This is a genomic window from candidate division KSB1 bacterium (genome assembly GCA_022562085.1).
Classification (GTDB): domain Bacteria; phylum Zhuqueibacterota; class Zhuqueibacteria; order Oceanimicrobiales; family Oceanimicrobiaceae; genus Oceanimicrobium.
Genome location: JADFPY010000180.1, coordinates 1 through 8,805, shown reverse-complemented (window position 1 = coordinate 8,805; position 8,805 = coordinate 1). Strand labels below are relative to the sequence as shown.

The 8,805-nt window shown below is 43.0% G+C and carries 8 protein-coding genes and 1 pseudogene; all 9 read right to left on the bottom strand.

Going from position 1 to position 8,805, the window contains the following annotated elements; genetic code table 11:
• Positions 1–213: 213 nt before the first annotated feature.
• Positions 214–1,638: an alginate export family protein gene (locus IH879_14400; GenBank protein ID MCH7676125.1), complete on the bottom strand. Its 1,425-nt coding sequence runs from the start codon at positions 1,636–1,638 to the stop codon at positions 214–216.
• A 113-nt stretch (positions 1,639–1,751) separates the two neighbouring features.
• Positions 1,752–2,771, bottom strand: a complete 1,020-nt coding sequence (locus IH879_14395) for a pirin family protein (GenBank protein ID MCH7676124.1) — start codon at positions 2,769–2,771, stop codon at positions 1,752–1,754.
• Positions 2,772–2,800: 29 nt separating this feature from the next.
• Positions 2,801–3,223 (bottom strand): (4Fe-4S)-binding protein, encoded by a 423-nt coding sequence (locus IH879_14390; protein ID MCH7676123.1) that lies wholly within the window; start codon positions 3,221–3,223, stop codon positions 2,801–2,803.
• A 70-nt stretch (positions 3,224–3,293) separates the two neighbouring features.
• Positions 3,294–3,516, bottom strand: a pseudogene (locus IH879_14385) (CDGSH iron-sulfur domain-containing protein).
• Positions 3,517–3,545: 29 nt separating this feature from the next.
• On the bottom strand, positions 3,546–4,697 hold the full coding sequence (locus IH879_14380) for a hypothetical protein (GenBank protein ID MCH7676122.1): 1,152 nt from the start codon (positions 4,695–4,697) through the stop codon (positions 3,546–3,548).
• Positions 4,698–4,709: 12 nt separating this feature from the next.
• Positions 4,710–5,945 carry a hypothetical protein gene (locus tag IH879_14375; protein ID MCH7676121.1) on the bottom strand — a complete coding sequence of 412 codons (1,236 nt, stop codon included), beginning with the start codon at positions 5,943–5,945 and terminating at the stop codon, positions 4,710–4,712.
• A 371-nt stretch (positions 5,946–6,316) separates the two neighbouring features.
• Positions 6,317–6,643: a redoxin domain-containing protein gene (locus IH879_14370; GenBank protein ID MCH7676120.1), complete on the bottom strand. Its 327-nt coding sequence runs from the start codon at positions 6,641–6,643 to the stop codon at positions 6,317–6,319.
• 442 nt (positions 6,644–7,085) lie between these two features.
• Positions 7,086–7,838, bottom strand: a complete 753-nt coding sequence (locus IH879_14365) for a glucose 1-dehydrogenase (GenBank protein MCH7676119.1) — start codon at positions 7,836–7,838, stop codon at positions 7,086–7,088.
• A 149-nt stretch (positions 7,839–7,987) separates the two neighbouring features.
• Positions 7,988–8,581 carry a TetR family transcriptional regulator C-terminal domain-containing protein gene (locus tag IH879_14360; GenBank protein MCH7676118.1) on the bottom strand — a complete coding sequence of 198 codons (594 nt, stop codon included), beginning with the start codon at positions 8,579–8,581 and terminating at the stop codon, positions 7,988–7,990.
• Between the last annotated feature and the right edge of the window lie 224 nt (positions 8,582–8,805).

Here is an 8,805-nt window from a genome sequence, read left to right as displayed (position 1 = left end):
AAATTATTCAAGAACGAAAAAAACATAAGGGTCCTTTAGCATCTGTTCTTGGCAATAATATTGCGCCCATCTCCGGAGCAGGATTTCCCATGGGCTGAGTTGTAAAAAGTTGTTTAAACAAATACGATTAACATTGCTCACAACAAAATACGTACTATTAATATGGCATTCTTCATTACTTTCTACTACTGAGTAAGTTGTTTATTCTTAGAATCAAAATTTATATGATGTGGTAGTAGCAAAGTGAAATATGTTTTCACTCTCCCCGGTTTCCTTGATGAAATCTCCCGATATAAAATAAGAGGCATCCACACTCCATTTAATATGGCGACTAACTTTATAACCCAATACTATACCAGGCATATGTCCAATAAATCTTGAATTTGCACTTTGCCCATCTCTATTCAAAAATCTTGGAGGGCTGTACAACCCATCGCTTTTACTAGCTCTCCAAAAGAAATCCCAGTCAAAACTAAATTCTATATTTTCACCTAATTTCCATTTTGATGAGGGGTGAATATCCATCAGGTTGACTGGCGTTATAACAGCTAAGAGTCCAAAATAAGCGGGGTTAGTAAATAATGGATTAAAGGTTTGTAGTTTATCATCACCAGCCGATCTATCACCGCTGATGTAATCCAGTTTAAACCCAACACTTTTTAAATGCTCTGTTTTCAGGAATGAATAGTGATAATCGAGTTCAACAGCCCAGGCATTAATATCTTTATCAGCAAAAGTTCCGAATTGATACATAATCTCTGTATTAAACAACACATGCTTTCCAACTTTTCCATGCCTTCTTATACCCAGTGTGTGTCTGATTTCAGCGCCTGTTCCATCATTGAAAATGGCTTGATCAATCTCAAAACCGAAATAATAAAGTTCAGTCTGGCCGGGGAGTCTTCCTATGTGATTGATGCGGCTATAGATGCCGTAGAAATCCATGTGGTCATCCCTTTTGTTTTCAAAAGCGCCGTTTCCCGGGTCAACAATGATTTCTGTTCCATAAAAACCTTCGATTTCGAGGTTATCCGATTTGTAGATTGCTCTGGCCGCATCAAAACTTCTTCTTAGGTTGGGTCCTTCCCGAATGCCTACCAGTCTGGTAGCGCCAAAAGCCATTTCCTGTCTGCCAAGACGAAAGGTAAGCTTATTGTCTTTAAGCGGTAAATTAATATCCAAAAACCCTTGAAAGAGATCGACATTATCATCTTCAGCAAATACCTTTTCTTCCTTACTTAGTATACCATGATAGATCTCTCCATATAGGCGCACATATTTTGCAAGAGACAAGGAACTGTAAAGCGCCAACCTTTGTGAATAAAAGGCATCATTTTTTTCTGCTGTTTCTCCCCAGTTGTTATTGTTGAAATATTCGAACCTGGGTCTAAATTCACCGCCTACCGTTAGGTAAATATTTTTGGAAGCATTGAATGGGATAAACTTAATAGGGTCCCAAAAATCCGTTTCAAAGTTCGATTCCTCTTTTAGGTAAGAATAGTTTTCCAATTCTCTAAACAATTGGTAAGCAGGCGCTTTCTCTTTTTTGCCTTCTTCATTCTTTTCCTGAGAAAAAGAAGCTAAAGAAAAACCAAAGATCAATAGAAGAGATAAAAAATATTTTATGTTAGTTAGCATTTGGGGGTCCTTCCGATTTCGGTAGCCCGTTTCAGTCGTATTGTATAATTATGTCAATTTTATTTATCTTTTTATTTTGTTTGTTCGAGTATTTTGAAGGTCAACAAATGATCTTATTTAATTTCTTCCCTGCCATCGGCATGCAATGCAAACCGGCCTTTTTTTCTATCATGAACCTGCTCTCGCTCAGACCAGGGCCAGCCGCCAAATTCCGTTTTTTGGTAATCCATCATTGCCTGACGGATCTCTTCCTGTGTATTCATCACAAAGGGACCATGCTGTGCAACAGGTTCGTTTATGGGTTTCCCTTGCAGCATTAACAAATAACCCTCCTGGTCTCCGTTTTCAAGAGTAACTTCTTCGTTGGCTTTTAAATGGACTAAATGATTCTCGTTAATGGTTTCACCTTCGAGGGTTAGTTTACTGCCACGATAAAAATAGAGGGATCTATTCGCTTCTGCTGCAGCAGCGGGGAGCGTCCATCTTGCATTGGCTGCCATTTTTATGGTTAAAACGCTTACCAAATTATCAGAATTTGCAGCCCATGAATCAGGAGTTGGTTTGGGAGCCTGGACACCTTTAAGGTTGCCGGCAATAACATCAATCACTGTTGATTGTCCGTTACTATCTTTTTCCGTGACCACAGGAATAGAATCCTTCCACAGCATCTTAAAGTGTGGTTCTACAAATTTGCTGGCTTTAGGCAGGTTGAGCCAAACCTGGAACATTTCTAACGGATTTTCTTTATCTTTATGAATCAGAGGAAACATCTCCGAATGCTGAATCCCTTTACCTGCCGTCATCCACTGCACGTCTCCTTCTCCAAATCGTCCAGCTGCTCCCAAAGAATCCGAATGATCGACGACACCTTCTTTGTTAATTGTTATGGTTTCAAAACCTCGATGTGGGTGGTATGGAAACCCGGGAATAGTGCTGCCGTGGTACATACGCCAACCGTCTTTTATGGTGAAATCCTGCCCGATATTCCTGCCTTTCAAAAGTGAAGTGTCGGGAGCCATTTGCTCGTTTCCTTTAGGGTATTCATCTCTATGATAGGCACAAAACAAGAAAGGGTCTTGTGTTTCCCAGGGGAAATCGATTGGTTTTACAGCAATAATTTTATCTGTCTTCATTTTATTTTTTATCCATTATCGTATTAATATTATCCCTTGAAATCGATCTTGACGTGAGAACCATCGCAGTAGGGTTTATTACCAGAAGCTCCACATCGACAAAATGCAGTTGTTTTATTTTTGAGTTCCTTTTTTCCATCCTTATGTGTCACATTCAATGTGCCATAAACTATAAGCGGGCCATTTTCAAGAACTTCAACGGTAGTTTCTAAGCTTTCGGCCTCCTGGTTATCTTCAGAGTTCATGTAATAACTTAATGCCCCTGACGGGCATTTTTTTATTTGATTAACCAACTCCTCTGTAGATGCATTTTCAATTTTAATCCAGGGCCTGTCGTCAGGATTGTATACTTTAGGCAGGGTATTGATGCAAACAAATGAATGGATGCAAACACCGGGTTTCCATACAATTGTCACTTCATTGTTCGTGTATTTTTTAATAATTTCTTTCATATGTAAATCAGCCTATTTTTGTTAATAGCTGTATGGAATGTTCATTTGATCCTTTCATTTATATCACACACTATAAATTGGCATGACTCCGATCACAAAATGGAGAACCATTTGTCCTTTTGCACATGCATAAGGCAACTTTGACGCCCTCGGCCTTAAAAACAACCCGGTGTAAAGTCTGTCCCCTGATGCGATCCGTAACAAAAGGGTTGACTTTTGGAATTGCCACATGCGCACCATGCATACGTTTTCCCTTTTTCCAATTCGATAATTTGAGGTGCATTCCCTGCTATCGTTTGGTGCTGGCATGATGAATATTAGCTCAGTTAATCTTGAATGGTAAATCAATGCTTGTTGCGCCACTCAATTCCTCTGCCACCGGACGATCCAAAAGGCCTTGCAAGTTGTTGCCGGCTAAGTCTTCCAATGCAGCATCTACAGCAACGACATAATCTCCGTGCTGCCACGGATTGCTGGGTTTAAAACGCCAGCGGGTCTCCATTTTATCCACAGTGATTGTGCCCGCAACGGCATTTCCTTCGTCATCTCTTACCTCAAACATTCTTCTTAGCAGCGCATGGTCAAAAGGACGTTTAAACTCGATAGTGAGCTCTTCAAATGAGTTTGACGATGGTAGCGTCATCTGCCATTTCAATGGATCCGGAACGGAACGCAGGGCCGGACTCACTCGAAATCGCTTTTCATAGCCCCTCTCGAGTTTGACGCCCTGGGCATTTTCCCACTCCCTAGCAACAATAAGACGGTAGCTTTCTCCTGCCCGCAGCGCAGGGCCGACTTCCAGGTTTGTGCTCACACCGCGCTTAATTCGTCCCGGATCGAAAAGCACAGTCAGGCGCTTCTGATCCGGGCTCCAGAGCTCCTGCTTGAAATTCATCAGCGCACCCTCAACCTGCCGGCCATCTTCCGCAACCAGTTTTAGAGCATCTCGAGCGAAGCCGGTGCGCATGGAAGATGAAAAGTAAATATAGAATCGCAACAAATTGGCGGGTAGTTCATCGCTACTCGGGTATATTCGTACCACTTTTGCCGGCTTTCTCGGTTGCCTTACCGGAAGCGTAAATTGTGTTTCAAAGTATTCCTGTCCATCTTGCACAACTTTCTTCAAGGATAGGTTTTTGTTGTTCACCAGAATATCTGACTTTAGCCTTACATGGTAGGTCGTTCCTTCTGCAAAGGGAAAATCAGGCTCAAATGTAGCCCCATCGGCGTTTGAATGATAGATCCCCTGGATAGGCAATCTTCCTTCACAACAGGTTCCGCCATCATCCACATAAATTGCAAACGAATGCTGCCAATCGAAGCTGCTCGAAGTTTTATCGAGCTTCACTTGTAATCTGACAGACTCACCTGTGGTCACAGGCACGATGAGCACCGGGGGAGCTTGAGAGCATCCCCCAATGTTCAATCCTAATAAAGTCGCGAACAGCAAAGTATGAAAATAAGGTTGCTTCATTTTCAAGCCCTACTACATTTCGGGAGGAGCTACACCGGGAAAATCATACTCAGCAGTTAAGCGGTGAAGCTTTACCGGAAACATGGTTATCAATGATTCCAAATCAAGACTACCTGTTTGCGCATCCCGCGTCAGGGACACAAAATACATTTCGTTCAAGAGGTCAATCTGAAGTGAAGAACCGACAAACATTGTCATATAGCCCAGCGGGCCATAGGGGAAGACGCCCATTGCGTCCATCTTCATGCCTGGCTCCAGGGTCTCTGGCTTATACTCTTTGGCATCCACTAAGCCATCCACAGGGAATACTTGCGGCATTCGACTATTATTGGTGACAAACAAATACTCTTTTTTCATCATCGGATGATTAAACAGCACCATATCGAGCGGCTGCCCATTTCCCATATCTCCGATGGTCTTACCCGTAACAGATGCGCCATCTTTCAGTTCTTTTATGGGAATGAGTACAACCGGACTGCAGGTATACGCAGCGATCAGATAGTCGGCGCCATTGAAGTTTTTTGCAACAAGCGCCCGGATGGGAGCCCTGGTTTCGTAATGATCATGAGCAATGTGCCACATTTTGATCTTGCTGGAAGCGTATTTGCCGGAAAACGGGTAGGGAATTCTTCTCAAGGTGGATGCAAATTCTTCGTTGGAGATTCCAGCCACAAAAATCTCACCCTTGTAATACTCGATATCCATGATCGCCAGCGTATGCATTGGCGCTTCAGCTTTGACCAGGTCTTTTGCAGTCGGGGCTTCCATCATGCCTCTGGCCTGGAAGTGTTTACTGCCATCCGGAACATCGTGCAGCGTTTGTTTGGTGTACTTCACTTCGCTAAGCCGGATGTTGGTCAGGTTGCCATTTCCATCGACCTTAACAATAGCAGGCTGAGCAGTTGAACCGTAACCTCGAGTAACCGATAAGTAGATTTCTCGGGTAACAGGATGCACCGCCATGTCGTTGATTACGATAGCTCCTGGGCCTACTCCAAGAATACTCGCCACTCTTGCGTCAATATTCTCAACATTAACTGGAGCGGGCTTAGCAGGCGCTGTGCCTTTCCCCATGTCAAATGCATAAATCGCACCGCCAACATTATCTCCTACAAACAAAACGCCATCCGGACTAAAGCCCAATGCTGCGGCTGATTGAATCTCCTGGGCCGTAACCATCGTGTTGAATCCTGCCCCTGGCAGTAAAACCAACATAAAAATCATTATAAGAAATTTGAACTGTTTCATCTCAGTGTTCCTTTCTGTGTTTGAAGTTAAACGTAAACTTTCATGATAACTTTGTCTCAATAATAAAAACAAGACATCGAGTGGCAAGACACTACGTCCTTTTCATAATCCCACCTCCTTTCCTGATATAAATATAGAAAAAGACTGAAATTTGATGGAGATAAATTAATGCTTTTGCTATCATTTTGGAATGCAAAAATTGGTAAAAGTCATGTAAATTTCTGTTAGGTTGACTCTAAAAGCTTTAGAAGCTTGCCAGGTCACTTTCTTAAAATAGCAGCGCTTTCGATGCCATATAGTTCGTCTGCCAATTTAATAGTTGAAGATTAGAACTGCAGGTGCTTTTCATGACACTTCTAGCCAAACGCTCCTTATGAGTTCCGCCTCAAGTAACTGATCATAGCTATCGCATCGTCTGCCGTAATTCGACTAATTGGGCCGTTGGAGTAGCCAGCCAATTCGATAGTCTTATCCGGCCGTAATACAAAACCCGTTGCATGCAAATAGAGCTTCTTCTCACTTATGTAGGCGCCGATAGTGGCGACCATTTCACGAGCGTCGAGCTCGTATAGAACCGGAAATGTCAGCTTATTGCGTTGCGCTGTTTTTTGTGCGTCTTGTTCCGAATCCACGGACAGGGCCACCACCTGCGTCCCGATCTTGGAAAACTGCTCGAGCTTGCTTTGGTAATCGGCCAACTGCCGATTGCAAAAGGCTCACCAATGTCCCCGGTAGAAAAGCAATACGCTCCATTGCTCTTGCAGTAAGTCATCCGGGATTGTCATTTCGCCGCCGCCAACTCTTTTGGCCGCGATGTGTGGGAATTTCTGGTTATTTTGCAGGCGCATTATCAATTTCTCCCGATGAATTAATGTTTTTGTTAGTTTTTCTAAGAGCCCGGGATAGCCTATATAAGGTTGTTAGTTTCTTTCATTTGAACTCCTATTTTTAGTGCTCATTGTAGAAGTCATTTTAGGTAGGGCTTCATCTTGAAAGTTCAAGTTATTTTTGTTTCATGACATTTTTCTTTCCTTCAATTGATTAAACTCACCTTCCGGCAAGTTCTTGTCAATATTGAGACTGCAAGTGCTACTGCACACAATGAGTTTAAACTAAGGTTTAACAATTCAATTAATACACCTAGAGTTGAGCAACGCCGCCATCAACCACCAATTCAATTCCCAGGACAAATGACGAATCATCAGATGCTAGAAAAAGCGCCGCTCTTGCGATCTCATCCGGACTTCCCATCCTTTTCATGGGGACTGTGCTCGCAAATCCCTCTTTCACTTCTCCTACTGCCTCTGCCGGAACGCCTAATTTTTCAAAGATGGGTGTATCAATGGGCCCTGGCGCTATGGCATTTACCCTGATTTTCTTATCTACCAGCTCCGCAGAAAGCGTCCTTGCGAGAGATCGAACGGCTGCCTTGGTGGCGGAATAGACACTCGTGTCTGGAAAGCCTTTCTGGTCGGCGATAGATGTTGTAAAAATTACGGAAGCGCCTTCATTGAGTAAGTGTAAAGCTTTTTGAACATTGAAGAACAAACCCTTTAGGTTAATATTTAGCATTTCATCAAAAGCAGCTTCATCAACGGAGGTGAAGGGGCCAAATTTGGCAATGCCGGCATTTAAGAAAAGGACATCGATCTTGCCAAATCTTTCTTTTATATTGTCATAAAGCGTCACAATATCATCAAGTTTGGAAGCATCGGATGTGAAGCCGACGCTGTCTCCTCCTATCTCCTTGACCGCAGAATCAACGACATCTTGCCGCCGGCCCGTGATGACGACTCTCGCTCCTTCGGCTTGAAATAATTTTGCTGTGGACAAACCTATGCCACTGTTACCCCCGGTGATAACCGCTACTTTGTTTTCCAGTTTTCTTGCCATGAGTTGCTCCTTTTGTTAGTTGTTTAGAAGTAAGTGTTTTGTTGTTTTTTTTAAACCATTTAGAATTCGAAAATTTAGATGTGAGTTATGGTGAACAAGATGACCGGTCGTCTTCGCAGCAGACAAAAAAACTTTTCCGTTTTTACCACTCATCGGAACAGAACTTCTGTAAGCATTTCCCTAAAAATATTTAGGGGTTCCGGACTGCGGCTGGCTTTCATCCTCAAAACGGCGCCATTCCAACTATTGTAAATGAACTGGGCTAGCTTATCGATGTTTTTCTCTTTGTCCAGATCTCCGGCATCTTGCGCTTCCTGAAGGCAGGATAACAACACCGATTCCAATCGCTTAAAATAGGCTTCGGTCGCAGCGCCAATCGGCAGGCTGATGTCTCCCATTTCTATGCAGAGATTGCTGCCAAAACAGCCCAAAGTAAAATCGCATTCTGTAAATTGTATAATCCTTTCTTCGTAGAATTTTTCAATGCGTTGCAAAGGCGGCAGAGATCTGTCTCTCAAGGTTTCTCCCATGACCGTATTGCAATGATCTGCGGAATACTGCAAAGCCTGAATGACAAAATCTTCCTTACTTTCGAAATAGTTATAAAAAGAACCTTTAGGAATGCCGGCGGCGTCCACAATATCTTTTACACCGGTCGCGTTGTATCCCTTGCGGTGCATAATTTCAGAGCCCTTTTTTATGATTTCCTGCTTTTTGTCCTCGCGGGTTTTCATAACGAGCATAATATATGACCGGTCGTCTCAATAAGCAAGCTTTTTTTTATTCGTCTCCACCGGCTCAAGAATTCTGTCTTCTTGAGTCCTCGAGCAAGACCTCAAGAATGCTGTCTCGTAAAATGTAGAGTTGCCAACTCAAGTTCCCTAACCCGGACAAGCCCCGTAGGATAATATATCCAACGGGGCAAGCCGATCTTTGATCCCGATTTCCCTGTGCTTTTCTGAAACGT